Raw genomic sequence first — 26,730 nt, 5'->3', positions numbered from 1 at the left:
AAATTATGAGCCCGCTATTTATTCCCATTATTCTTGGTATCGCTGTGTTTACGATGGTTATTTTTCTACGCAAGTACGAAAATGACGAACGCATGGCAATGATTGATAAAGGCCTTGACCCGAACGTGCCTAAGCCGGAGAAATCTTCTGGGGTCTTACGTTTTGCTTTGTTAGCTATTGGTGTAGGTTTTGGTATTTTGATAGGATACCTTATAGTTGAAACTACTGATTTAGATGAACAAGTGACAGTAGCAACAACCATTATTTTTGGCGGTTTAGGTTTATTGCTTGCTTATTTCTTAGAGCAAAAACAGAATAAAGAGTAAAAAACAAAAGCCCTGACAAATTTGCCAGGGCTTTCTCTCCTCATCATCTTCAATCAACTCCAATCACGAACCATCGAGGAGGTTTTTCTTATTATCTGATTAGTTGCCTAATACATCGCCTTGAGCAAGGATTACATTCAACTCATCCATGCTTTTGTGTACGTTCACATAGCCATCGAATGATTGTAATGCACTGTAAGTAATAGGTGTTCCGTTTGCTTCAGTTACATTAATTTTAACCATGCCTGTAGCTCCGTTTACCATACCCAAGTCAATAGCAATTGAGCCGGGCTGTGTAGCTAGTGAGCCATTGTGTACGTGTGCAGGATGCATTCCTCCCGCCATAGTACCAGTCAAAGTGATGTTGGCTAGTGTTTCGCCGCTTTTACGCTCTGAGAAGGTTACTGTGCCACTTACTCCAGAGCTGCCAACAGTACCTAAGTTAAACTCAACTCTATTACCTGTTAAGGCATTTCTACCAATATCTACTTGGCTTAATAATGTTCCTAGATCGTCAATGCTATTGTGCACATTGATATATCCGTCAAAGTCAAGTAAATCTGCATAGCTTATAGCTGTACCATCAGTAAGCATTTTTACAGAAGTTTTACTCAAGCCAGTTGCGCCATCTACATCTGCAAGCATTACTGCAATATCACCACCTTCAGCAGCTGTATTGAAGTGAATGTGTGATGGGTGCATGCCGCCATTCATAGTACCATCAACCATTAAGGTAACAAGTGCATTGCCGTTCTTTCTTTCTTCAAACTTAGCAGTACCGCTTACCATACTATTGCCAACTGCGGCTAGGTTGTATGATGTAGAGCTACCTGTTAGCTCATTCTGTCCGATGTCTACTTGACTCAAAAGAGTACCTAAATCGTCTATACTATTATGGACATTGATATAGCCATTGAAATTCAATAATTCGGCATAGCTAATCGCTGTTCCATCAGTAAGCATTTTTACGGAAGTTTTACTCAAACCAGTTGCTCCATTTACATCTGCAAGAGGAATTGCAATATCACCACCTTCAGCCGCAGTATTGAAATGTATGTGCGATGGGTGCATTCCGCCATCCATAGTGCCATTAAGCATTAGGGTTACAAGGGCATTACCATTTTTTCTTTCAGCAAACTTGGCTGTTCCGCTTACCATACTTTCACCAACTTGTGCAAGGTTATATGTTATTTCATTTCCAGTAAGCTCATTCATTCCGATATCACCTTGGGCTACAATTACGCCTAACTGCTCAGCACTAAGGTGCACATTGATATAGCCATTGTAATCCAATAATTCACTGTAGCTAATTGCCTCACCTGAGTTTAATTCGCTAACTGAAGTTTTACTCATTCCTGTTGCGCCATTTACATTTGTTAGAGAGATGGCAATTCCACCACCTTCTGCAGCCGTATTGAAGTGAATATGCGCTGGGTGCATTCCATTTTGTGGAGTTCCTGTGATTTTAAGCGTTACAAGTGCTTCACCATTTTTACGTTGGTCGAATCTAGCAATACCTGAAATCCCATTTACATCCACTGTATTCAGTTTGTATATTTTTGAAGCTCCTGTTAGAGCATTTTCACCAATATCACCTTGAGAAACTAATTTGTCTAATTGCTCCATGCTCAAGTGAACATTGATATAACCATCAAATTCAAGTAGTTGAGAATAGCTAATAGCTGTGCCATTATCCAATTCACTGACCGATACTTTGTGCTCGCCCATTCCACCAGGCACGGCTCCTAAGCTCACGGCAATATCACCACCTTCGGCAGCAGTATTTAAGTGAATATGCGCAGGGTACATTTCACCTTCTTCGGTGCCCATCAGTCTTAAGCTTACAAGTGATTCGCCATTTGCACGCTCGCTAATTGTTGCTACTCCACTCACTCTTGGGAAATCTACACTTGCCAATGCATAAGTGGTTTGATTGCCTGTAAGTACATTTTGACCAATATCACCTTGTGCTATAAGTGTAGCCAAATCAGCCATACTTGCATGCACATTTACATAGCCATCATAAGTTAGCAATTGCTGAAAACTTAGTGTTTGGCCATTTTCATCCGCAGTTACTATAGTTTCACTACGACCTGTAGCAGGATCTACTGGTTCCAAGCTCACAGCAATATCGCCACCTTCGGCAGCAGTATTAAAGTGAATATGCGCAGGATGGGCAGTGCTTCCTGTAGTACCATTTAGTTGGACGATAATTTTTGTTGAATTATCATCTTGCTCCAAAAAAGTAACCATACCTGAAATGCCATCATTACTCACTGGCATCAATGGAAACTCTTTAGTGTCACCCGTCAATGCAGGATCATCTTCTACGATCGGCATTACATCGTCTTCTTCGTTATTACACGAAACTAAAATAGCCGCGAAAAACAGCAGTGCTAGCGGCATTCCTTTAAAAAATTGTGTGATTGTTTTGAAATTCATGATATTATGATTTTAGTTTAATTCTGTTTCATGGTCATCTACGACCGGCCGAAAGGGATTGGATTTTTGAGAATGAAAAAAAATCAGATTGATGAATTATTTATAGCAAAATGGAATGTAGGATCAGTATGCCAAATGGGTGAAAAAGCGGGAGGTTAAAAATGATTTATGAGCTGTAAAGGCTTCTTTATCATAATTTAAGCATTATTTTAATGCAGACTTTCGTTTTTATCTGCGTTCATCAGCGTAATCTGCGGGAGAAATTAGTGCCCGCAGATAGCGCAGATTTGCGCAGATGGTTTTTTTTATAATTCAAGCTTTTTTTCAACCGCATTGAGCGCAAAGATTTACGCGAAGGGATTAAATTGGATTTAATTTTATTGCTTATTATCATTGAAAATCAGTTTCCTAACCGTATTTCAATTGAAAAAGCTTCTATACATACCTACTCTACTTAGCCTGATAGTTGGGCTAGTGGCTTGTGAAGCAGAGCGAGCTGAGCCGCTTCTTGGGAATTATAAATTAAGTGTTCAAGATGAGTTGTCTTTAACTGCTAATAATAGGTTTTCTTATCGTGCAGGGAACGTTCAATTTGAATACTTGCCATTTGCAGTGAATCATATTGCTGTGATGCAAACCCGCAGAAACAAAATTGAGATTTATGATATAGCAAATGATAGTTTAGTACATTCTATTAGCTTCGCACTCGATGGGCCAAATCGAATAACTTCAGCACCAACAGCTTTTCATTTTATTTCTGCCGATAGCTTATTAGTTGCGAGTATAGAGAGTAGTACTTTGCATTTATTCAATCGCGATGGAGAAAAGCTCAAGCAATTCCAACTCAATACTTATAATGAAACCGAGAATAGTGTGTTAGTTCCCTACATTACTGGCACTCCGCTGAGCATACACAAAATGGGTAATAAAGTGTATTTACCTGGCCTCACGATCCAAGGAGCGAATTTGGAAGGAGCTAATCAATTGTTTGAGATTGATTTGGCCACTGAGGAAATAAAGGAAATACTGCCAAGACCTAAACCTTATGCAGATGTATATTATGTAGTGAATGATTTCACAGCAGTACATTTAGCCAAAAGAAATAATACTTTGGTTTTGAGTCCTGTGGTTTCCAACTATTTGGAATCTGTAAATAATGGGAAATCTGCATATCAATATGCAGGCAGTAATTACTTTGATAGCATTCCTTTTTACTCTGCCAACCCTCCAGAAGGATTGAATTGGGATATCGTAAATAAGGCAACATCGACTTCTCCAAGGTTTTCAGCAATCTATTACGATCTGTTTCGAGATGTATTTTATAGAGTAGCTATTACTCCGCCCTCTCTAGATCAATATCTGATTGAGAAAAAAGCGGTAAAACATTTTTCGATTATTGTCCTAAATAGTGATTTTGAAAAAATTGGTGAGACTATTATTGATCATGAAAAATATGACCTCACAGGGCTGTTTATTACTCCAGAAGGCTTGTGTATTTTCAATAAAGAAAAGTACGGGCAAAATGAAGATCGATTAAGTTTTGATGTTTTTGCACTCGAAGAAATTGAAGAAGGTCAAATGCAATAATCAATATTTACTTCTTCTCTGCCCAAATCCTCGTTATCTGCGGGCAAATTACTTTTTATTGTGCCATTTGATCTCTTAGCGTCCTCGCGACCTTGCGTGATTTTTTCTCGCTAAGCTGCCAAGCCGCGAAGTTTTTATCTTGGAGTTAAATGAGGGTGCACAAAAAAAGGCCGAATTTTTATTCAGCCTTTTAAATTATTTTGATTTAATATTCCTGCTAAGAAACATTCCCGAGCGCACACATCTGATCTAAAGTTGGGCTTGGTAATCCACCTTTAGGCTCAATGGTGACAGCGAAAGCTACGGCATTGCTAATATCATTCATTTTCAAGAATGAACCTTGATCAGGGTCAGATAATACACCCATATCCACAGGTTGCCCATCCACAATCGCCCAAAGTTGATAATCCTTATCGCTTGGGAGTGGAGCCAAGTTGTTTACCATTAAGAATGTTTCGCTCGATTGCTGATTCCACCAAACTGATAAGCTCGCGCCGGGCTGTATTTCCAAACCTTCAAGTCCCACTTTCTGATACCTTGGATCTGAAGTGATAGTAAATGCAACTTCTAGTTCGCTTAATCTCACATTATTGAATTGCAGGTCTTCTGCCATTTGGGTGTTTTCAGTTAGCAATGCACGCAATTCATCGTCTGTTTGGTAATACATATTGCCAAAATACACTGCTGCAGCAAAACTCACTATGGCTAATACGATACTAGCAGCCGCTAGATTCCTCCAAAAAACGAATTTTGTATTATCAGCTTTAGGAGTTACTGAATGAATAGTATCGCTACTGTCAGCGAATATATCATTCATAATCCCTTCTTTCAGATGTGCGGGAGGATTAATAGAAAGTGATTGATCAATCGATTCCATATCCATTGCAATTCTATCTATCTCCTGCTGAACTTCAGGATAAGCTTTTGCGGCATTCATTACCTGCCGCTCTTCATCCGGACTAAGCATGCCAAGAACAAAGGCTTCCAGTTGGCCAGATTCTATTATTTCTTTTACTTCCTCTTTCATGAGAGTTTCTTTCTTAATTTTTGTAAGGCCGACCGCAGTCGAGTTTTCACGGTACCCAAAGGAATATCGAATTCTTCGGCAACTTCCGAATGAGTGAATCCCTCAAAATATATCTGCTTCAAGACGAACCTTTGGTTCTCATCGAGCTCATTAATAAGCTTATCTAACCCAATGTGATCCGAAGCAGTATCTTCGGCAGAAAGCCTGATATTTTCATATACGAAGTCTTCTATCTGATCAGTCTTACTTCGCTGTGAAAATTCTTTCGTGCGAGTACGATCGATGGCAGAATTGCGGCAGAGATTGACCATCCAAGTATATAGTTTTCCTTTGGATCGGTCGTATTTCTCTATTTTGCTGCAGATTTTTACAAATGCATCGTGAAATACTTCCTCCGCAATTTCTTTTTCTCGAACTATCCTGAGTATTACGCCAAAGAGAGCACCTGAGTATTGCCTATACAAATAATCAACGGCTGGCTTGTCTTTGACAAGCAGCCGCTGGATTAGTTCTTCTTCTGAAAGGTGAGTAAGTTTCAAAATATTATAAGTGAATTACTTCATCGTAAGCAGCTGCTGCGGCTTCCATTACCGCTTCCGACATGGTAGGGTGTGGATGTACTGCTTTGATGATTTCATGGCCGGTAGTTTCTAGTTTTCTAGCAACTACGATTTCCGCAATCATTTCAGTAACATTAGCACCTAACATATGTGCTCCTAGTAGCTCACCATATTTTGCATCGAATACCAACTTCACAAAGCCATCAGATGCTCCTCCCGCTTTGGCTTTACCAGATGCTGAGAATGGAAATTTACCAACTTTGATTTCAAACCCAGCTTCCTTAGCTGCTTTTTCTGTATATCCCACAGAAGCAACTTCTGGTACGCAATAAGTACAACCTGGAATATTATTATAGTTTAATGGCTCCGGATTGTGACCAGCAATTTTTTCTACACATATAATTCCCTCAGCAGAAGCCACGTGTGCCAAAGATTGACCTTTTACGATATCGCCGATAGCATACACGCCTTCTACATTTGTTTTGTAAAAGTCATCTACGACTACTTTTCCTTTTTCGGTTTTTACACCTGCGGCTTCCAAGCCTATGCCTTTGATATTGGTAGCAATACCTACAGCAGAAAGAACGATTTCACATTCTAGTGTTTCTTCGCCTTTTGGTGTTTTCACTGTTACTTTACAGCCTTTGCCTTTAGTATCGACTTTGGTTACTTCAGAGCTAGTCATGAATTTCATGCCTGCTTTTTTGTAAATTCTTTCAAGTCCTTTTGATACTTCTTCGTCTTCTACTGGAAGGATTCTGTCCATGTATTCTACCACGGTCACTTCTGTGCCAATGGTGCTGTACATGTAGGCAAACTCCATCCCGATAGCACCTGAACCTACTACAACCATTGAAGCAGGCTGTTTTTCCAAGGTCATGGCTTTGCGGTATTCAATGATTTTTTTACCGTCGATAGGTAGGTTAGGCAATTCTCTTGCCCTCCCGCCTGTCGCCAAAATGATATGGTTGGCAGTGTATTCTGTGGTTTTGCCACTATCGTCTTTTACATCTACTTTCTTTCCTTTTTTCAAAGTGCCGAAACCAGCTATATGATCTATTTTATTCTTTTTGAAAAGGAATTGAATGCCTTTGCTCATGCCTCCAGCTACATCGCGGCTGCGCTTAACCATGCCTGTGAAATCTGGACTTGCATTTTCTACATTGATGCCATAATCTTTGGCATGTTTGATATATTCAAATACTTGAGCACTTTTAAGTAGCGCTTTGGTAGGAATACAACCCCAATTAAGACAAACTCCACCGAGCTCGGCTTTTTCTACTACGCCTACTTTCATTCCTAGCTGTGAAGCTCTGATAGCGGCAACATATCCACCCGGCCCACTGCCTATTACAATCAAATCGTATTTTGCTGACATATTATGAATTATAGAGATTAATTATCGATGAAAATTGAGATACCAAAGTTACGCTTTATCCATAAAGTAAAAAAACCACTTATAGAGCATATGGGAATTGATTCGGCTTAATAAGTTAATTTAATCCTCAATTAAGCATTTATGTTTAATATTGTTGTTGAGAATCATTTTTTAGAATTTAAAACTAGAACCATGAAGTTATTAGAAGGCAAAACCGTTTTGGTGACGGGTGCATCCAAAGGAATAGGAAAAGCTGTAGCTGAAAAATGCGCTCAAGCCGGAGCGAATATAGCATTTACGTATCTGTCTAGCGTGGAGAAAGGGCAGGCATTGGAAGAAGAGTTAAAGACATTTGGAGTGAAAGCGAAAGGGTATCGTTCGGACGCATCCAATTTTGCAGCTGCCGAAACATTGATTAATGATGTTGTAGCTGACTTTGGGAGCTTAGATGTACTGGTGAATAATGCAGGAATTACCAAAGATAATTTGCTAATGCGCCTAACAGAAGAAGCTTGGGATGAGGTGATTAATGTGAATTTGAAATCTTGCTTTAATACGGTGAAAGCTGCAACTCGCACCTTTATGAAGCAAAGAAGCGGCTCGATTATAAATATGACTTCAGTGGTTGGTATAAAGGGAAATGCAGGACAAGCCAATTATGCTGCTTCTAAAGCTGGAATTATTGGTTTCACCAAATCTGTGGCATTGGAGCTTGGCTCAAGAAATATCCGTTGTAATGCAATAGCGCCAGGGTTTATCGAGACTGAAATGACTGCTGCCTTGGATGAGAAAACAGTACAAGGATGGAGAGATGCTATTCCACTTAAGCGTGGCGGTTCGCCTGAAGATGTAGCCGATTGCGTAGTGTTTCTGGGCTCCGATATGTCGTCCTACATAAGTGGGCAAGTGCTGCAAGTAGATGGTGGGATGCTTACTTAATTTTAAGGCATAATTATACCACATAAATAAATTTTGAAACCAAAGTCCTATACCTCCGCTTAAGCTATCATGACCAAAATACTATTTGAGTATTCACCGTGGTTGTTAATTCCTGCCGCGGGTATAGGCTTTTTGCTTGCTTGGCTACTTTATGCCAAAAAAGGTCCTTGGCCGGTAAACGTACACAAATTACTTTTTGGTCTTCGTGTATTAGTTTTCACCCTCATCGCATTTCTTTTGCTTGGGCCACTATTAAGGCAAATCGAAAATTATTTTGAAAAGCCTGAAATTATTATCGCTTGGGATAATAGCCTTTCTGTAAATGCTGGGACGGATTCTTTAGCTTTGAATACGTTAAAGGAGCGATTGATTTCAGATGCCAATGCATGGAGAGATAATGGTTTTGAGGTGAATATTCAAACTTTTGATGGGGAGAAGAATACTTTCGATCGTTTTCCAGATTTTACCTCCCGCCAAACTAATCTGCATGAGCAGTTAAAGAAGATTGAAGAGCAAGGTCAAGGCAAGAATTTACGCCAAGTACTGCTTGTTTCTGATGGCATTAACAATGCGGGTCTTAATCCATCCTTTCAACTTTATGGCTTTAATCTGAGCACCGTCGGCCTTGGTGATACTATTCCAAAAAAGGATGTTCTCATTAGTTCCTTGCGGTTTAATAAAATCAGCTACAAAGGTTCGATGTTTCCAATTGTGGCAGAAATTGTGCAAAACGGATATGATGGAGTTTCAACTCAAGTGAGAGTATTAAAAGACGGGCAGACTATTGCAAGCCAAATAGTTTCCTTTAATGCAGGTGAGAACTTCAAATCAGTTGAATTTTTAATTGAGGCGCAGGGGGAAGGTTTGCAAACTTACCAAATTGCCATTGACCCTGTGGATGGAGAGTTCACAAGAGAGAATAATCAGAAGTCCGCCTTTGTCGAAGTAATTGAAGCAAAACAGCAAATTTTATTAGTAGCCGCTACACCACATCCGGATATCAAAGCCCTACGAAGTGTATTGGAGCAAAGCGAGGCTTATGAGCTTACAATCCATATCCATGGCATCGACGAATGGGAATATACGGATGAATTTGACTTAGCTATTTTGCATCAATTGCCAAGTAGAATTGGAGATGCTAATTCTTTGCTCGACCGAATCCCATCTACTACACCAAGATGGTATATTTTGGGTAGTCAAACGGATCTGAATCTATTCAGTCAAATGAATGGCTTGATGGAATTACGTCGCAATTCTCCACAGCCTGATAGAGTTTTTCCAGCTTACAATGATAATTATGATCGATTTGTTTTCGAAACAGAGCAAAGGGATTTCCTAAGAAACCTCCCGCCAGTTGCCGTGCCTTTTGGTGAATATTCCATTTACCCAAATGCGGAAATTATGCTATTCCAAAGAGTGGGAAATGTGCTTACAGATAGGCCGCTTTTAATGACAGGAATGGTCGGTGACGCTAAAACTGCGGTGATGATAGGCGAAGGTTTATGGAATTGGAGATTGGATAATGTAAAGCGGGAGGGAACTGAATTTGATGAGCTATTTTCAAAGCTTGTGCAATATTTGGCAGCTCGAGAAGACAATCGGAAGTTCCGTTTTTATCCCATAAAAAATGAATGGGATGAAGGTGAAACGATCATCTTCGAAAGTGAAGGTTATAACGACATCTTAGAGAAAATTTACAATTACCAAGTAGATATTAAGATTACGAACGAAGTAGATAGTGTGATGGAATACACTTATGAGCCAACAGCTAGTTCGGCTAGATATAGGGTATCCGGCTTGAAACCGGGTATTTATCGCTATGAAGGTAGAACAAGTCTACAAGGAAATACTGAAGTTGATAGAGGTGAATTTTTGGTGACTAGGCGGGAGGTTGAGCTAAGCAACCTTACAGCCGACCACGGACTCATGCGTACGATGGCTACTAATCATGCAGGTAATTTCTATCATATTAATGATTTTGATGCCCTCAGTTCCGACTTCGAAAACCTTGACCCAACACAACGAATTATTAGTGAAGAAGCCTTCTTGCCCGCCAATAGATTGTTTTGGCTGTTTTTGCTACTTGTATTGATAGCAGGTACTGAATGGTTTCTAAGAAAATATTATGGTTCTTATTAATTAGTTTTGAGATTAGAAACTAAATAATTAATTTCGTCCTATGAGGACAATTTTTCTTCTATTATCTCTTGCGACTTTGCTTGGCTGCACCGATCACAAAAAATCGGGTGATGAGTTATTTGCTGAAGGGAAATACAAGCAAGCCATCAAGCATTTTGACTACACTATAGAATATAGCCCATATGATGAGCATACGCTATTCAAGCGGGCTAGAGCCAAGCAAGAGTTGGAGATGTATGAAGAGGCTATAGTAGATTTGGATAGAGCTATTTCAATTAATAAAGGAAATTATAGTTATTATTTCACGCGTGGAATGTGCTACTGGGGTTTAGAAAATATAGAAGGTGCTTCCATTGATTTTAAAAATGCTTCCAGTATCAATATAAAGGACTTCGATTCTTATTTGATGCTTGGACGAGCTTACATAAAATTGGGCGAAAGGGAAGATGCTTACGTTGCAATGGAAAATGCTGTAGAGCTGGACGAAGACAATTTGAGCGGGAGGTATTTTCGTGGAATAGCTCGTGCAAGATATGGCGATATATTGGGAGCAGTAATTGACCTAAGCTATTATTTGAAAGAAAATGAGGATGATACCAATGCTCTCTATAATAGAGCGATCTGTTATATTGGAGAAGGCTTTTATGCTGGAAGTATCAGAGATTTTACCCGCTTGCTAGAACTTGAGCCAGACAATGATAGAGCAGCTGTACACCGTGCAATATCCTACGCACGTACAGGAAACACAAATACAGCCTGCCAAGAATTAAGTAGATTGGCCAAAAAAGGTGATGAAACTAGTATTCGCTTGTTGGAGGAGTATTGTAGGTAGTTTTTTTAAGTTGAATTCAATTGGATTTTCTTCATTGAATCTATCCTTTAAGTATTTTTCTTTGTTGCATACTCACGCAAAGTCGCCAAGGCGCTAAGTCTTTGTGCTTTTTTCTTCGCGACCTCGTGGCTTTGCGTGATATTTTCCTTCCCAAGATTATGCATTTTCTTTCTAGTTAATTTTTTTGATCCTCCACAGAGTCCCAACTATGGAGGTTAGGTCGATTCAACATCCACAAAAAAAGGCTGCCTAAATGAATAGACAGCCTTTCGATATACATTTTTTGAATTAAATCTATTTCTCTGCGTCTTTATCTACCAAACCTTTTTGTAGCGTTACCACTAATTCCTCAGCGCCTTCTACATGATCCGCAAGTAAAGTATCGCCAACTTGGATTTCACCTTTTAGAATTTCTTCAGCGATAGGGTCTTCCAAGTATTTTTGGATAGCTCTATTGAGAGGTCTTGCTCCATATTGTGGATCGTAACCTTTTTCAGATAAGAAATCCTTTGCTTTATCAGTAAGCTCAATTGAGTACCCTAAATCCTTGATACGAACGAAAAGCTTACCCAAAGAAATATCGATGATTTTGTGGATATGCTCTTTTTGTAAAGAGTTAAACACGATCACATCATCCAATCTGTTTAGGAATTCAGGGCTAAAGGTCTTCTTAAGCGCTTTTTGAATAGTATCTTTCATAAGATCATCCATTGCTTCTTGCTTGGTTTGTGTTGCAAAACCAATGCCCGCACCGAAATCTTTCAAATCACGCACACCAATATTTGATGTCATAATGATGATGGTATTTCTAAAATCAACTCTTCGCCCAAGTCCATCTGTTAAAATACCATCGTCCAATACTTGAAGTAGGATATTATAAACATCTGGGTGAGCTTTCTCGATTTCATCAAGAAGGATTACAGAATAAGGCTTGCGACGAACTTTCTCAGTTAATTGACCACCTTCCTCATATCCAACATAGCCTGGAGGCGCTCCTACTAAACGAGAGATTGAGAATTTCTCCATATACTCACTCATATCGATTCTGATTAGAGAATCCTCTTTGTCGAATAAATATGTGGCAAGCACCTTCGCTAGCTCCGTTTTACCTACGCCAGTTGGCCCTAAGAATACGAATGAGCCAATTGGCTTTTTCGGATCTTTCAAACCTACTCTTGTACGTTGTATAGCTTTCGTTAATTTCTTGATTGCTTCCTCTTGACCAATTACTCTACCTGCAAGTGCTTCGCCCATTTTCATTAGTTTGGCACTTTCATTTTGAGCAATTCTATTGGCTGAGATACCAGTAATCATCGCAATAACCTCTGCTACATTTTCTTCGTCAACTGTGTAGCGTTGATTTTTGGTTTCTTCTTCCCAGCGAAGTTTTGCCGCATCAAGTTCTTCAAGAAGCTTTTTCTCCTTATCGCGAAGTCTTGCCGCTTCTTCGTATTTCTGGCTTTTTACAACCTTATTTTTATCTTTCTTTACGTCTTCAATGTCCTTTTCTAGCTGCTCGATATCTTCAGGAACGTGTATATTTTTGATGTGTACTCGTGCGCCAGTTTCATCCAAAATATCGATAGCCTTATCTGGAAGAAAACGATCACTAATGTATCTGTCGGACATTTTAACACAAGCTTCTATCGCCTCCTGAGAGTAATTCACATGGTGGTGTTCTTCATACTTGTCCTTAATGTTTTCCAATATTTGGATGGTTTCGTCTATCGTTGTAGCGTCTACCATTACCATTTGGAATCTTCTGGCTAAAGCTCCATCCTTCTCAATATATTGTCTATATTCATCTAAGGTGGTCGCACCTATACATTGGATTTCTCCACGAGATAGTGCAGGCTTGAACATGTTACTGGCATCCAATGAGCCAGAAGCTCCTCCCGCACCAACAATAGTGTGTAATTCATCAATGAACAGGATTACATCTTTCGATTTTTCCAATTCATTCATTACTGCTTTCATTCTTTCCTCAAACTGCCCCCGATATTTTGTGCCCGCAACCAGTGAAGCTAAATCAAGCGTTACAACTCTTTTGTTGAACAGTACTCTCGATACTTTTTTCTCGATTATTCTCAAGGCAAGCCCTTCGGCAATAGCCGTTTTACCCACACCCGGTTCACCAATTAGTATTGGATTATTTTTCTTACGGCGACTAAGAATTTGCGCCACTCTTTCAATTTCCTTTTCACGACCGACTATTGGATCTAATCTGCCATCTTCGGCAAGTTTAGTCAAATCGCGACCGAAATTGTCTAGCACTGGAGTTTTGGATTTTTCAGCACCTTTTGATGCGCCAACTCCACCAGCAGAACTTCCAGAACTACCGAAAACTTTGCTACTATCGTCATCGCTATCGTCAGTATCAGATGCCGCCATTGGGCTGTCAGATTGATACTCCAAAAGCTCTTTTACCACATCATAGCTCACATTGTATTTTTCCATCACTTGGGTTGGGATACTGTCTTCATCCCGAAGAATTGATAGCAATAAATGCTCAGTTCCAATCAATTGACTTTTAAATATTTTTGCTTCTAAATATGTGATTTTTAGTACTTTCTCAGACTGTCTGGTTAGTGGGATGTTCGCTAGATTTTTTACATTATGAGATGCAGTTCCTTTGGTCGCTTTTTCCAAAGACTGTCTCATTTCATCTAATGGAACGCCTAATTTCTTAAGAAGAGAAACGGCTACACCTTCACCCTCCCGCAACAATCCAAGCACCAAATGCTCGGTGCCAATATAATCATGCCCTAGTCGCAATGCTTCTTCGCGACTTAGGGATATTACTTCTTTTACTCTATTCGAAAATTTTGCTTCCATATTCTGTATCTATAAAGCGTCTGTACTTGCTAAATGTAAATGATTCAATTCGAAAATACCACCTTGGGAAGGATAAAAATTATGTAGGAAAAACGTACTATAGCCTACATTTGTTCAATGCTTCTTTTTGATAGATGCCATCAACAACGATTTGGCTTGAGGGCCTTCACAAAAGAGGAGGTCTAGAATCGACAGATTGTTTACAAAGTCTGCGCCAAACACTTGGTAATATGACATGGGATCAAATTCTAAAGAATCAGGTAATGATTTGTTGGGTCTAATACTGTTTCTCAAGTCGGTGACGCCTCTTTCAGTCTGTTTTTCAAATGTTTGCGAATATTCTAAATTAATTTTGATATTTAATAATTTGAGACAATTTGTCAGTACTAATTTATTCAAGTCTAAAAGGCGGGAGGGTTTGGCTTCCAGTATTTGGCGGATGTCATTTTCGAAAAACTCGAAGTATGGTGCATTGCCATAACCCGATTGGATCGTCCTCCAATGTATATCAGTCCACCTTTGTGAATAATCTATTTCAATTTCGGAGATGGGTTGTTTGCTACTGCCTTTTACAGGGACGGAAAGTGCAGTAACCTTATTTGCTGTTTGGATATAGCATCTGTTTCTGTAACTCTGTTTTAAGAAACTCTCTTGCGTTTCAAGCATGATTGTATCAAATCGCAATAGTTGAGCGAACCAAGCTATACATGGAAAGTAATGAAGTTCGATAAGGGCGGTGTGGGCTTCGATATTATTAGGCACTGTTTATTTTTACCTAGGGAGCATGCTCCATTTACTTTGGTTGTTTTCTTTTTTTATGAATAAGGATTTACTTCTACAAAAAATCATCAATATTACCCAGACCCTCACGTATTACTTCAATCTCATCGCCAGAGCAATCGATCACTGTGGAGGCTACATTTTTGCCGTAATCTCCGTGAATCACTATATCCACCTGATTTTTGAATTTCTCATAAATGAGTTCAGGATCGGTAGAATACTCAATAACTTCATCTTCATCTCGTATGGAAGTGGTGATAATTGGATTGCCCAATCGCTCTACAATCAATCGAGGAATTTTATGATCAGGAACACGAATACCTATAGTCTTTTTTTTGGTATTCAGTATTTTAGGTACTTTGCTGCTGGAATTTAGGATGAATGTGAATGGCCCAGGAAGTGCCTTTTTCATTACCTTGTATACGGGAGTGCTTAGGTTCCTCACGTATTCTGAGATATTGCTCAAATCGCTACAAATAATTGAGAAATTAGCTTTCTCAGGTTTTACACCTTTCAACTGAGCGACTCTTTGGACAGCTTTCTGATTGAAAATATCGCAACCCATACCATAAATTGTATCCGTTGGGTAAATGATGACACATCCATTACGGAGTACTTCCACAATTTGATCAATCTTTTTATCCTCAGGATTTTCCTCGTACAGACGTATAAATTCGGCAGACATACTTATACTTATTTATTCAAAGTTACGCTTTTTTTATTTCAGACGGTTGACAAATACAAGCAGAAGAAATCGAAATTAATCAAATCCTTATTGTTTGATGTAACATTATCCTCCCGCCATTTTGTAATTTAGCCATCGAATTAAAATCCATTTATTATGCAAAAGCGCATCTTATCATTTCTGTACGTCGTTTTATTTTTTGGGCTAGCTTGTAGTTCCCAGGCTCAACAGCTCAAAACGATTTCTATTAACAATGCAGCGGAAACTTCCTTATTTCTTAAATGGAATGAAAACCGTGTGCCGATGATTTCTGCACATAGAGGTGGGCCTATGACAGGCTTTCCCGAAAACTGTATTGAGACTTTTGAGAATACGATAAAGTACACGCATGCGATTATCGAATGTGATATTGTGATGACAGCAGATGGTCATTTGGTAATGATGCATGATAATACACTCGACCGAACAACTAATGGAACTGGTCGTGTAAATGAAGTGACCTTAGAATATGTTCAATCTTTGTATTTGAAAGACAATGAGGGTAATCTCACAGACTTCCAAGTGCCAACATTGCGGGAGGTATTAGAATGGGGCAAAGGTAAAGTGGTATTTACATTGGATGTTAAGAGTGGTGTGCCACTTGAAAAAGTTACAGATTTGATCGTAGAAACTGAAACGAGTCATTTGTCGATAATGATTACATATAATATGGATGCGGCAAAGCAAGTGCATGAGCTTATTCCTGATTTGCCTATTTCGATGTCTCTTGGTAGTATGGATGCAATAGAGCAATGGCGTAAATCGGGTATTCCAGCAGAAAATGTTGTGGCCTTTGTAGGTACATCCGAAAGAGATGCTGAGCTATATGAAATTTTACATAAAGAAGGAATTTACTGCATACTAGGCACGATGGGCAACTTAGACAGAAGCGCAGCAACAAATGGCGATGAATTATACACCAATCTAATCCGGAATGGAGCAGATATCCTATCTACTGACAGACCGGTAGAAGCAGCCAAAGCATTAGCACCATTGATTAATACCGAAAGCAGATTTTACCAAAGATTTTTCAAAAACTAAGTATGATAGATTTAAGAAGCGATACCGTAACCCGTCCTACACCAGAAATGATGCAAGCCATGATGGCGGCAAAAGTGGGTGACGATGTGTTTGGAGAAGATCCAACTGTAAATGAGTTGGAGAAGAAATTAGCAGCCTATTTCGGAATGGAAGCTGGACTATTTTGCCCAAGTGGTACCATGACCAACCAAATCGCCATTCGCATTTTAACCCAACCACAGGACGAAGTGATCTGCCACAAGTACTCTCATATTTACCTTTATGAAGGTGGTGGTCTGATGGCAAATTCTCATATTTCTGTTGCCTTGCTCGAAGGCGAAAATGGGATATTGAGTGTCGAAGATATTAAAGGTGCGATTAATAACCCTGATGATGTGCACCGTCCGCTTAGTAGGGTAGTTGCATTAGAAAATACAATGAATAAAGGTGGTGGCGCAATTTATCCAATGGCAACAATCCGTGAGATCAGCAAAATGGCTAGAGAAAACGGATTGGCGATGCATTTGGATGGAGCAAGGCTTTTCAATGCATTGGTTGAAACAGGCAATGATCCCTTAGAATACGGTCAATTGTTTGACACTATTTCCATTTGCTTATCCAAAGGCTTGGGTTGCCCGGTAGGTTCTGTTTTGCTTTCGTCAGCAGAAAAAATTCGTAAAGCACGTAGAGTACGTAAGGTACTAGGTGGAGGAATGCGCCAAGCAGGATACTTAGCTGCAGCAGGCATTTATGCTTTAGATAATAATATAAGCAGGCTTAAAGAAGACCATGCAAAAGCGTCCAAATTAGGTGAAGTTTTAGCCAATTTGAATTGGGTAGAAAAAGTAAGCCCAGTTGCTACCAATATTGTGATTTTCCATTTAATCCCTAGCCTAAACAATAAGGAAATTCTAGCCAAACTAAATGAAGCAGGTATTGGTGGTGTGCTTTTCGGGCCAGGGCAGATTCGCTTGGTTACGCATTTAGATTTTAGTGACGAGCAATTGGAAGAAGCAATAGATATACTGCAAAGGTTCGAGCCATGAGTTTATTTGCTTCATCGGCACCATTAGCGGAGCGTCTCAGACCTGAGTCGCTAGACGACCTTATTGGTCAGCAACACTTGGTGGGGCCAGGAAGTGTATTGCGTTCGGTAATAAAATCAGGACATGTGCCGTCGCTCATCTTATGGGGACCGCCAGGCGTTGGTAAAACCACCTTGGCGAATATTATCGCTAAGCAGGTGAAAACGCCTTTTGCCACATTGAGCGCAGTAAGTTCTGGCGTAAAAGATGTGCGGGAGGTAATAGAGCGAGCAAAAAATACGGGTCGGATTATCCTTTTTATCGATGAGATTCACCGCTTCAACAAGTCCCAGCAAGATGCACTATTGCATGCTGTGGAGAAAGGGTATATCACGCTAATTGGAGCAACTACAGAGAATCCATCGTTTGAAGTAAATGCTGCATTACTTTCTCGTTGTCAAGTGTATATTCTCAAAGCCCTTGACGAAGCCGATTTGATTGGTTTGATGAAAAAAGCACTTGAAGAAGATGAAGTGCTTGCCAAAAAGAAACTTATTCTCACAGAAACGGCAGCACTTATTCGCATATCAGGTGGTGATGCCCGTAAGCTATTGAACTTACTAGAAATCGTTGTAGATCATTTGAGTGAGGGAGAAGAAATTCTCGATGAAAGTGTGATGAAAATCGCACAGCAAAAAATCGCTATTTATGATAAATCGGGCGAGCAACACTATGATATCATTTCGGCATTTATCAAATCCATAAGAGGAAGCGATCCTAACGCCGCACTTTATTGGCTGGCTCGAATGATAGAAGGCGGGGAGGATGTAAAATTCATTGCTCGCCGAATGGTGATTCTAGCCTCAGAAGATATTGGTAATGCAAATCCAAATGCGCTATTGCTTGCAACCACTACTTTTCAAGCTGTTGCCATGATCGGCTATCCGGAAGCTCGCATTGTGTTAGGGCAATGTGCAAGTTATTTGGCTTGCTCCGCCAAAAGCAATGCGGCCTATTTGGGAATAGACAAAGCGTTGGCCGAAGTGCGTAATTCTGGAGATTTGCCCGTTCCCTTGCCTATCCGAAATGCACCCACCCGCCTTATGAAAGATCAAGGCTATGGCAAAGGCTACAAATATTCACATGACTATCCTGGAAATTTTGCTTTCCAAGAGTTTTTGCCCAATGAGCTAAGCAATACCGTGTTTTACGATCCAGGCAAAAATGCGCGGGAGGAAGAGTTTCGTAAACAGCTCCAAAAACTTTGGAAGGATAAATACGACTATTGAAATCAGCTTATTTGCTAGGTGATGTCAGGATTTAATGCGATTTCATCAGGCATATAGTTCTTATGCCATTTGCTCAGTTTCTCGTTGGTTTGATGATTCATCTGCGAGACTTTTTGGATTCGGTCGATTACGAATACGTGCTCATGACTCATTTGTACTTCATCTACAGGGCCTCTCGGTGAAATTAATTTCACAAATATTGGTGCTGTTTCTATACAAATAAATAGCAGCAAAATAAACCAACTGGCAGTAGCCATTACTGAATTTTTCTCACCTAATCTGCCTAATGCCTCCAGCCTTGCTGCCATTCCATCGTAGCGATCGCCTTCAAGGGTTAATAATTCGGCTTGCAATTTTTGATATACGCTATCTCTCGCCACAAGCAATTGAGCAATATTCATTTTCGCATCAGCTTCGAAGCTTTTAAATTCCTCTTCAGCTTTATCTGCATCCGCTTTTTTCAGTAGGTAAATAGGGCCTAAGTTTTTCTGCATTGAGCCGCCTGTTCCATCGGCTTCTTTGCGAGCTTCTTCCGCCAACATATCTTTCCGGTTTTGAGCAGACGCTATTTTCTGTTCCCAATCGAGTACTGCACTATCGTAGCTGGCGAGTGTATTGGTAAATCTTGCAGAAATACTTGCTTCTTGGTTTTTTTTCAATTCCTGCTGCATCAATACAAGCTCAGAGGCAATTTCTGGCTCGAATATCTTGAGTTCGAGTGGGCGGGAAATCACGATTGCTAATACAATTGCCAAGAGCAAACGAGGAATAGCCATTGCCCATTCACTTTGACGGCTTTTACTTTTCTTCATGCTCGATACTATATAGCGATCCAAATTGAATATCATAGCACCCCATAGCAGTCCAAATCCTATGGAAAGGAGAATGTTTTCGCTAATGGTGAAAAGTGCATAAGCCGAAGCCAGAAAGGCAAAAACGGCTGTAAAGAATATGGTGGCACCAATGCCACAGTATTTATTAATTTCACTTGGGCATCTTTTGATATAGCCCTTGGAAACTCCAGAACAGAAAAGGAAGAATTGCTGCATAATGCGGGAGGATTTTGTTCAAGCTTAACGAATAAGCTACTTGCATATTTTATCTCCAACAAAATTCGATTAACCGCCCGATTTGTTCGACTGATGGGGTGATTTTGGGGGTGGGAAAGGTTTGAAAATTGGTTGGATATTTTTTTCGGAACCATCTGCGTAAATCTGCGACATCTGCGGGCAATTTTCTCCCGCAGATTACGCAGATGAACGCAGAGAAGTAATCATAAACTTTGCAAATCTTCGCGTAAAACTCAGCGCTCATTGCGGTTGATAGAATTTTGATGGAAGTGAAAAGAGGTTTTGATTAGTTCAAAGGAGTAATTTAGATGAAAACCATCAATCTTCCAGTGTTTGTCAACCCATCAATCAAAATCCAGTTTCTATAACCTTCTTTTATTTTGTGCTCCAATTTTCTCCTCAAAAACCCTCTTCCCCATAAACCCAAGGAATCAAAGTCTGACTCAAAATCATTAGTATAATAATGGAAATCAAGTTGAGAATAAAGCCGGCTTTCACCATTTGTTTCATGCTGATAAAGCCGCTGGAATACACAATGGCATTTGGCGGTGTGGATACGGGCATCATAAAAGCATAACTCGATGCTAGCGTTACTGGAATAGCCAACATGAGTGGAGGAATATTGAGGCCATCAGCGATGCCTAAAACTACAGGAAGGAAAATTACGCAAAGTGCAACATTGCTCATAAGCTCTGTCATAAATAGCATTATGCTAGTGAGTACAAGCAAGAGAAGCCAAAGCTCCCATTGGCTATTGCCTGATACGGCTTCTCCTACTGATTGTATGATTCCCGTTACTTCCATGGCTTTGGCAAGTGTGAGTCCACCACCAAAAAGCAGTAAAATACCCCATGGCAATTCTTTGGTCGCAGACCAATCCATAATGAATTCGCCTTTTTTGAAATTTACTGGGACGATAAACATCAATATTCCTCCTGCCATTGCGATAAGGGTGTCGTTGAGGAAATTACTGCCAATCATATTGTTAATCGGTGAGCGAAATATCCATGCCGAAGCGGTGAGCACAAATATGATGGCTACCAACCACTCAGCTCTGCTTATTTTGCCCAATGCAAGAAGCTTACTTGTAACTAACTCTCCGGTATCTTTTTGCCCTTTTATTTTATTGGGATAAAGTATTTTGGTTAGCAATAGATATGTAATTGCCAACATAGCGACAGCGGCTGGAATGCCCACAAGTAAGTACTTTCCGAACGCCAAATCGTAGTCGTAAAATTGATTGAGATAGCCGACCATTACCACATTGGGTGGTGTGCCAATTATCGTTGCTGTGCCACCAATATTTGCAGCATAGGCAATACTGAGAAGAAGCACTAGCGAAAAGTTCTTCACCCCGATTTGATTTTCTTCAGCTATTCGTTCACTAAGGAGTTTTACCACACTCATGGCAATTGGCAGCATCATCACAGCTGTGGCTGTATTACTAATCCACATGCTGAGAAAGGCGGTGGCGACCATAAAGCCTAGGATTATGCCATTGGGATTGGTGCCGATTACTCGGATAAGGTTTAACGCAATTCGCGAATGGAGATTTTGCTTTTCCATTGCCAATGCAATCAGAAATCCGCCCATAAATAAGAATACTATTGGGCTTGCATAAGGCGTAGAGGCCTCTTCTTGTGAAAATATGCCAAGCATTGGTAGGACAATCATAGGTAAAAGTGCCGTTACGGGTAGCGGCATTGCCTCGGTAATCCACCAAGCGACCATCCAAGTAGCGAGGGCTATAACTTTCCAAGCTTCTGGATTGAGACCATCTGGAGCAGCAGTATTTAGAAGAAAAATAAAAACTAATGGGCCAGCGATGAGCCCAATTGCTTTTGAGATTGAAAATTCAGAAGAAGTGTTCAAATCCATCTATGCGGCCAGCCTCTGTTGATTAAGGTTTATTAGAAAGGGTAATTTCTATTTTTTTGGCCGTTTCACAAAATGGTTTTTAGATGACAAAAATTCTGTATGGCTGTAGTGGTTAATCTTTGAGCAAAAAAAAAGCTGGATCTTTCGAGCCAGCTTCAACAAAGGATTGCTTAATTATTATTTTTTCAGAATCTGCTTAACTGCAGCTAACGAAAGAGCTGGGACTAAGCTCATGCGAACCATTTTAGTGAAACTATCTTGGTCTTTATCTTCTTCAGTAGCTGACGATATTGTCATAGTTTTTTCTGTTGAAGAAGCAATGAATTTATCCATTTTTGCTGATGGATTAAAAGCCTGCAATGTTATTGCTCCAGCCATCAATAAGGCAAATAGAGCGCATAAATTTTTTTGACTTGGTCTGAAGAGTGATTTCATGATTGTCGGAGTTCTTTGTGATAACGCAATTGTTGTTATCCTGTTTCAAAATTAGTTATAATATTTCATTAAAAATTCTATTGAGGAAGAATTTGGCTGCAAACGGTGGGTATTGCAGCCATCTTCCTCTTCGAACCCAAAACATTATCTTTCGATCATGTAGTGCGCTACGCCTTGGTAGTCAATTAGTAGCGAACTTTTGCGGAGCAAGCTGCTCAATTTTTTATCAGTTATGATCAGCATATTCTTTTCTGTGCCTTCATACACCAATTCGTTATTCTGATCTACTATCCTGAAGGTTTTTTCAAGTTGAAGAGTAGGACTAACAGCTTTTTCTATTTGCTGAGAAATTTCCAACAACTCAGCTTCGAGTCTCAAATCCAACCAGTTCTGTTCTTTTACAGTTGGTTTGGCTTTTAGTGTGTCAGACGCATTCACTTTTGCACTCATAAGTACAAGCATTGCCAAGATGATGGCGATCATTGCACTTAAGTTTTTCTGACTTGGGATTGTTAATGATAAAGTTTTCATGACTATATAAATTTTTGATTTTTTCGTTCCGTTTATGCCAGACAATAGCCAAGCCACGTGCCATGAAAAGAAAAATTCATTAAGTAATTGATAAACAGATAATTATACATTATTCCATAAAACAAAAATTGTCCGATAGCGTACGTTATCGGACAGTTTTATTTCAGTATCGAACACCTGTTTGAAAAAGGCGGGAGGTTGAGATTCTCTTAGTTATTTAGAAGGAACTAGCATCAGTTTGCTTTTTTGATGTTGCTGAATATCTGTTTTGTCCATTAGTTGATATCTAAATTCTCCATTAGCATACATTTGCGCCTGGTCGCTGTAATGCTCGCTTAAGATATTTCCTGATTGCCCTGTTGGTAGCACAGACCATGATTTTTGAATCTGACCCATGTCAATAATCCTTCTCATTGCTGGACCAAAAGTGGCCTTGTAATATCCACTTGAGTCAGGTGCGAAACCAATATTATTTATCACTTCATTTCCACCCTTCAGGGCAATTGGTCCCACATTGAAGTATTTCCTTAAACTTTCATTTTCTCCAAAGGGGTGTGGATGTTCTACAGTGTGGACCTCTGCCCACGTCCAATTATCTCGATTGCTGCCAAGTTGATTTTCTAATGCCTGTATGGTCTCCGTAAACGCTTTGCTTACAATATCCCTTCTTTGTTCTTTGATTTCGCTATTTACATTATTCCACCAAATACTGCTGTCATTTTCTACAAAAGCTCTAATGCTACGCTTTTGTAAGTGACTTCCGATATATGTATCGAAAAGCTCTTGCCCCATTTCATCCTCGAATGCATACTTTTGAATAAGGTAAATCCACTTTTGGAAAATCACTGCGCCTTGACTGTTCATTCTGTAATTACCATCCCAGTTTTTCAGCAAACTCAGCGCGGAAAGTTCCTGTTCAGATAAGTCTTTTTCCATCAACAATGGAATAAGTGATTTGCTAATATGAAGATCTTCAGAAGCATGGACATCATTGATCATAGTTTTCATTTTCTCAATAGTCCAATCATTTTCCTCATTTAGCAATTGTGTTATTCGCTTAGCCCTATTTTCCGGTACATAATATCCAGGATATAGTTGGTCGTCCATTCCTTCAGGCTGATTGTTTGCAGAATACACATATCCAGAAGGTGGGTTTTCGGCATGAGGATTCATTTCAAAAGGCAGAAAACCTGTTGGTTCTTCGGCAGGATTGCTTCCGTCGAGGAATAGTTTACCACTTTGGCCTTCTGGTCTTTGCCAAAGTTTGGCTGTAGTCCACCAAGCGATATTTCCGTCCACATCTCCATACATTACATTTAAGCCAGGGCTATTAATCATAGAAGCGCCTTTTTTCACATCCTCCATGTTGTTTGCTTTTATAATATTATATGTGGCTTGTAGATTTTGATTGGGTAATTGTAAATAGCTCCACGAAACTGCCACTGGCTGATTATAAATGGCAGATATCTCTGGAATCACAGGGTTTATGATTGGGCCATGTTTGCTGGATTTCACTTCGAAGCTAATATCATCGCTATCCTTCACTTTGATGATTTCTGTACGGGAGGAAAAATTGAGTTTCTCTTCACCATACCAATATTGATTAGAATTGCCTTCCACTGGTTTTTCGATAAAGAAATCAGTGTCGTCATTTTCGAACATAGTGAGGCCAACTGCCATGTAACGGTTGTGCCCTAAAATAGGGAAGGGAAAGCCAGCAGCGTAATTGCCATAGCTGCTCATGCCGGGAGCTTCAATATGTGCCTCGTACCATACAGAAGGTTGGCTAAAACCCATATGCGTATCATTTGCAAAAAGGACTTTACCTCCCGCTGTTTTTGTCGGGCCAATTACCCAGCTATTGGAGCCCAACCAAGGTGCAACAGGTAAATTATCTAATAACTGCTTTGTATGCGTGGAAATGGAAAGAAGATTTTGTTCCATCTTAGGGTCATAAACTGGAATTTTTTCAGCCATTTCTTCCCAGTCAATTATCAAGTCATTTAAGTAATCTCCACCCAATTTGTTCATCAAAGTACTTACTAGGGGATCTTCTCTAAAACCTTCAGCAAATCCAAAAGCCATAAAACCGGTGGTGAGATATACATCTTGCAAAGTATATGGCTCCATGGAAATACCCAACAGGTGGAACTCAACAGGTTTAGGCCCTTTTTCGATAAATTGATTTATGCCTTTGAGGTAAGCCAGCGTATTTATTTGCCAAGGTTCATCTTGCTCATCCGTCCAAAATTGTTCAATGGCTTCTTCCGCTTGAAGGGATATTCCCAACGTGCGAAAAAATTGATCAGTTTCTAGCAAATCCATGCCGAATATTTCAGACAATTTTCCGGATGCTACGCGTCTCAACATTTCCATTTGGAATAGCCGATCTTGTGCGTGCACATAGCCCAAAGCAAAATGAGCATCTTCTTCTGACTGAGCAGTTATGTGTGGAACGCCGTATGTATCAAAAATAATCTCAACTTCGGATTGTAATCCGTCTAATTTTTGGCTGCCTTTATAGCTAGGTTTGAGTGAATTGTAGCCAATAAAAACCGCAATGATGAGTAGTAAAATCACCAAGCCAAGGCCTAGGAGTACTTTTTTGAGCATATGAATTGAATTTGCTACAAATTAGAAAAAAATAGAATCACGGTTTAGTTTTTTTAAGGATTTGTAATGAATTGTCATCGCTTGTAATTCTCCTTTGTGTAAGCGGTCAAATCTTCTATTTTTGTGAAAAATTAAAATTCGCTACATGAGTGTATTAGTAAATAAAGATTCGAAAATAATAGTACAGGGCTTTACAGGTTCCGAAGGTTCATTCCACGCAGGTCAGATGATAGAGTATGGAACGAATGTAGTTGGAGGTGTTACTCCAGGCAAAGGCGGTCAAACGCATTTGGATCGTCCAGTATTTAACACAGTATCAGAAGCTGTTGCAAAAACTGGTGCTAACGTTTCATTGATTTTTGTTCCACCCGCTTTTGCAGCTGATGCTATAATGGAAGCTGCTGATGCAGGTATAGCTGTAATCATTACTATTACCGAAGGAATTCCAGTAAAGGATATGATCAAAGTGAAGGAATATCTTTCTGATAGAGATGTACGTATGGTTGGGCCAAACTGTCCTGGAGTGATTACACCAGGTGAAGCTAAAGTTGGTATCATGCCAGGTTTTATCCACCGCAAAGGTAGTATTGGTATTGTTTCCCGCTCAGGTACACTTACTTACGAAGCTGTGGATCAGATTACTAAAGCTGGTCTAGGCCAAAGCACTTGTATTGGCATAGGTGGCGACCCAATTATTGGAACTACTACCAAAGAAGCAGTAGAGTTATTGATGAACGATCCCGAAACTGAAGCTATCGTAATGATTGGTGAAATTGGTGGAAGCATGGAATCTGAGGCTGCAAAATGGATCAAAGAAAATGGTACTAAGCCTGTAATTGGGTTCATCGCCGGACAAACAGCACCTCCAGGCCGTAGAATGGGTCATGCGGGAGCGATTGTAGGTGGTGAAGATGATACTGCAGCTGCAAAAATGAAAATAATGGAAGAGTGTGGTCTTTTGGTAGTACAGTCTCCAGCTGAAATTGGCGATATGGTATTGAAAGCCCTAGGAAAATAGTTTTATTTTAGATGGAAAATTGAAAAAAGCGAGCTTCGGTTCGCTTTTTTTGTTTAGTTTAGTTCACATTTAATCATATTTATCAATCACAAATTTTTACCACCATGTTTGGACTTGGCATCATAGGCACAATCATCTATATATTCACTTTGATAGATGTGCTCCGCAGTAGTTTTTCATCAAGTACAGATAAGCTTATCTGGATTTTGGTTGTGATATTTTTACCATTAGTGGGCACTATTCTTTGGTTTTTAATTGGCAGAGGGAAGAGTACGAGATAAA

Annotated in this window: 22 protein-coding genes; 10 read left to right on the top strand and 12 right to left on the bottom strand. The window is 39.8% G+C overall.

Translation table 11 applies throughout. The features are described from left to right. Positions 1 to 5: 5 nt before the first annotated feature. Entirely contained in the window at positions 6 to 326 is a 321-nt protein-coding gene (locus ACOXY8_RS05310; protein ID WP_458330508.1) for a DUF6249 domain-containing protein, read from the top strand. A 99-nt stretch (positions 327 to 425) separates the two neighbouring features. Here ACOXY8_RS05310 and ACOXY8_RS05305 read toward each other — a convergent pair whose 3' ends face one another. Continuing rightward, a complete protein-coding gene (locus ACOXY8_RS05305) occupies positions 426 to 2,768 on the bottom strand; it encodes a CHRD domain-containing protein (protein WP_458330507.1) in 2,343 nt (780 codons plus the stop codon). A 423-nt stretch (positions 2,769 to 3,191) separates the two neighbouring features. Between ACOXY8_RS05305 and ACOXY8_RS05300 the strand changes: the two genes are divergently transcribed. After that, positions 3,192 to 4,355 carry a DUF4221 family protein gene (locus ACOXY8_RS05300; RefSeq protein ID WP_458330506.1) on the top strand — a complete coding sequence of 388 codons (1,164 nt, stop codon included), beginning with the start codon at positions 3,192 to 3,194 and terminating at the stop codon, positions 4,353 to 4,355. Between the two features lie 217 nt (positions 4,356 to 4,572). Here the strand turns inward: ACOXY8_RS05300 and ACOXY8_RS05295 are convergent, their stop codons facing one another. The 3 genes from ACOXY8_RS05295 to lpdA are packed head-to-tail and all read right to left on the bottom strand — an operon-like array spanning position 4,573 to position 7,320. Continuing rightward, on the bottom strand, positions 4,573 to 5,382 hold the full coding sequence (locus ACOXY8_RS05295; RefSeq protein WP_458330505.1) for an anti-sigma factor: 810 nt from the start codon (positions 5,380 to 5,382) through the stop codon (positions 4,573 to 4,575). After that, a complete protein-coding gene (locus ACOXY8_RS05290; protein ID WP_458330504.1) occupies positions 5,379 to 5,921 on the bottom strand; it encodes an RNA polymerase sigma factor in 543 nt (180 codons plus the stop codon). Before ACOXY8_RS05290 ends, ACOXY8_RS05295 begins: the two co-directional genes overlap by 4 nt. A gap of 4 nt (positions 5,922 to 5,925) precedes the next feature. Continuing rightward, entirely contained in the window at positions 5,926 to 7,320 is a 1,395-nt protein-coding gene (lpdA, locus tag ACOXY8_RS05285) for a dihydrolipoyl dehydrogenase (protein ID WP_458330503.1), read from the bottom strand. Between the two features lie 192 nt (positions 7,321 to 7,512). On the opposite strand from lpdA, the gene fabG reads away from it, so the two are divergent. The 3 genes from fabG (at position 7,513) to ACOXY8_RS05270 (ending at position 11,230) form a co-directional block, all read left to right on the top strand. Beyond that, positions 7,513 to 8,259 (top strand): 3-oxoacyl-[acyl-carrier-protein] reductase, encoded by a 747-nt coding sequence (gene fabG, locus ACOXY8_RS05280; protein WP_458330502.1) that lies wholly within the window; start codon positions 7,513 to 7,515, stop codon positions 8,257 to 8,259. Positions 8,260 to 8,328: 69 nt separating this feature from the next. Continuing rightward, positions 8,329 to 10,398 carry a hypothetical protein gene (locus ACOXY8_RS05275; protein WP_458330501.1) on the top strand — a complete coding sequence of 690 codons (2,070 nt, stop codon included), beginning with the start codon at positions 8,329 to 8,331 and terminating at the stop codon, positions 10,396 to 10,398. 40 nt (positions 10,399 to 10,438) lie between these two features. Beyond that, complete coding sequence (locus tag ACOXY8_RS05270; protein WP_458330500.1) at positions 10,439 to 11,230, top strand: tetratricopeptide repeat protein; 792 nt, start codon at positions 10,439 to 10,441, stop codon at positions 11,228 to 11,230. A gap of 294 nt (positions 11,231 to 11,524) precedes the next feature. On the opposite strand, the gene ACOXY8_RS05265 is transcribed toward ACOXY8_RS05270, so the two are convergent. The 3 genes from ACOXY8_RS05265 to ACOXY8_RS05255 form a co-directional block, all read right to left on the bottom strand. After that, positions 11,525 to 14,065 (bottom strand): ATP-dependent Clp protease ATP-binding subunit, encoded by a 2,541-nt coding sequence (locus ACOXY8_RS05265; protein ID WP_458330499.1) that lies wholly within the window; start codon positions 14,063 to 14,065, stop codon positions 11,525 to 11,527. Between the two features lie 114 nt (positions 14,066 to 14,179). Then, positions 14,180 to 14,827: a WbqC family protein gene (locus ACOXY8_RS05260; protein WP_458330498.1), complete on the bottom strand. Its 648-nt coding sequence runs from the start codon at positions 14,825 to 14,827 to the stop codon at positions 14,180 to 14,182. 73 nt (positions 14,828 to 14,900) lie between these two features. After that, positions 14,901 to 15,530: an L-threonylcarbamoyladenylate synthase gene (locus ACOXY8_RS05255; RefSeq protein WP_458330497.1), complete on the bottom strand. Its 630-nt coding sequence runs from the start codon at positions 15,528 to 15,530 to the stop codon at positions 14,901 to 14,903. 156 nt (positions 15,531 to 15,686) lie between these two features. On the opposite strand from ACOXY8_RS05255, the gene ACOXY8_RS05250 reads away from it, so the two are divergent. From ACOXY8_RS05250 to ACOXY8_RS05240, 3 genes are read left to right on the top strand one after another with little or no spacing between them, the layout of a single operon-like run. Next, positions 15,687 to 16,610 carry a glycerophosphodiester phosphodiesterase family protein gene (locus tag ACOXY8_RS05250; protein ID WP_458330496.1) on the top strand — a complete coding sequence of 308 codons (924 nt, stop codon included), beginning with the start codon at positions 15,687 to 15,689 and terminating at the stop codon, positions 16,608 to 16,610. A 2-nt stretch (positions 16,611 to 16,612) separates the two neighbouring features. Beyond that, complete coding sequence (locus tag ACOXY8_RS05245; RefSeq protein WP_458330495.1) at positions 16,613 to 17,635, top strand: threonine aldolase family protein; 1,023 nt, start codon at positions 16,613 to 16,615, stop codon at positions 17,633 to 17,635. Beyond that, positions 17,632 to 18,903 carry a replication-associated recombination protein A gene (locus ACOXY8_RS05240; protein WP_458330494.1) on the top strand — a complete coding sequence of 424 codons (1,272 nt, stop codon included), beginning with the start codon at positions 17,632 to 17,634 and terminating at the stop codon, positions 18,901 to 18,903. The genes ACOXY8_RS05245 and ACOXY8_RS05240 overlap by 4 nt, the downstream gene beginning before the upstream one ends. Positions 18,904 to 18,917: 14 nt before the next feature. Here ACOXY8_RS05240 and ACOXY8_RS05235 read toward each other — a convergent pair whose 3' ends face one another. From ACOXY8_RS05235 to ACOXY8_RS05215, 5 genes are all read right to left on the bottom strand, one after another. Continuing rightward, a complete protein-coding gene (locus ACOXY8_RS05235; RefSeq protein ID WP_458330493.1) occupies positions 18,918 to 19,952 on the bottom strand; it encodes a DUF4407 domain-containing protein in 1,035 nt (344 codons plus the stop codon). 420 nt (positions 19,953 to 20,372) lie between these two features. Next, on the bottom strand, positions 20,373 to 21,851 hold the full coding sequence (locus ACOXY8_RS05230) for an SLC13 family permease (protein ID WP_458330492.1): 1,479 nt from the start codon (positions 21,849 to 21,851) through the stop codon (positions 20,373 to 20,375). Positions 21,852 to 22,028: 177 nt separating this feature from the next. Beyond that, positions 22,029 to 22,286 (bottom strand): hypothetical protein, encoded by a 258-nt coding sequence (locus ACOXY8_RS05225; RefSeq protein WP_458330491.1) that lies wholly within the window; start codon positions 22,284 to 22,286, stop codon positions 22,029 to 22,031. 144 nt (positions 22,287 to 22,430) lie between these two features. Continuing rightward, positions 22,431 to 22,817 carry a hypothetical protein gene (locus ACOXY8_RS05220; protein WP_458330490.1) on the bottom strand — a complete coding sequence of 129 codons (387 nt, stop codon included), beginning with the start codon at positions 22,815 to 22,817 and terminating at the stop codon, positions 22,431 to 22,433. Positions 22,818 to 23,030: 213 nt separating this feature from the next. After that, a complete protein-coding gene (locus ACOXY8_RS05215) occupies positions 23,031 to 25,430 on the bottom strand; it encodes a penicillin acylase family protein (protein WP_458330489.1) in 2,400 nt (799 codons plus the stop codon). 145 nt (positions 25,431 to 25,575) lie between these two features. Here ACOXY8_RS05215 and sucD point away from each other — a divergent pair, with 145 nt between their 5' ends. Together sucD and ACOXY8_RS05205 are read left to right on the top strand one after the other, a co-directional pair. Beyond that, positions 25,576 to 26,448, top strand: coding sequence for a succinate--CoA ligase subunit alpha (sucD, locus tag ACOXY8_RS05210; RefSeq protein ID WP_458330488.1), 873 nt, complete (start codon positions 25,576 to 25,578; stop codon positions 26,446 to 26,448). A 104-nt stretch (positions 26,449 to 26,552) separates the two neighbouring features. Continuing rightward, entirely contained in the window at positions 26,553 to 26,729 is a 177-nt protein-coding gene (locus ACOXY8_RS05205) for a PLDc N-terminal domain-containing protein (protein WP_458330487.1), read from the top strand. The last annotated feature ends 1 nt before the right edge of the window (position 26,730 follow it).

The sequence above is a fragment of the Peijinzhouia sedimentorum genome (assembly GCF_049340005.1).
Lineage (GTDB): Bacteria > Bacteroidota > Bacteroidia > Cytophagales > Cyclobacteriaceae > CAXBDP01.
The sequence above is the reverse complement of the archived record's forward strand: the minus strand, read 5'-3'. Positions and strand labels throughout refer to the sequence as shown.